General features: G+C 60.3%; 1 protein-coding gene. It reads right to left on the reverse strand.

Annotated elements, in window-relative coordinates:
• Nucleotides 1-59: 59 nt before the first annotated feature.
• The coding region (locus AC5Y21_RS26055; protein WP_499917044.1) for a transposase at nt 60-408 on the reverse strand (349 nt) is incomplete at its 5' end.

The following is a 408-nucleotide window of genomic DNA, read 5'->3' on the forward strand; positions in this document are numbered from 1 at the left end:
TGGTGAGTCCCCGTTACTGAGTCCATCCGGTTCTAGAGTCGGGTTGGTTTGATCCGTTCTCAGTTGATGCTGCAGGCCACTGGGGTGTGGGTGCACCTGCAGGCGGCAGCGTACTCGGCTGGCGTGCGGTAGCCCAGGGCTGAGTGGCGGTGTCGGTGATTGTGTTCGGTCTTGAAGTCGCCGATGACCACGCGGGCCTCGAACAGGGTGTTCCAGTAGTTACGGTTGAGGCACTCCTTACGTAGGCGATTGTTGAACGATTCGATGTAGCCGTTGTCCCACGGGCAGCCCGGCGGGATGTAGACCATCCCAGTCTTGTTCTCGCAGAACCGTTGCAGCGCTTGAGAAATCATCTCCGGACCGTTGTCCATCCGCAGCACCATCGGCGGCCCACCATGAGCGGCGAAC

The organism is Mycobacterium sp. NGS41 (assembly GCF_059812725.1).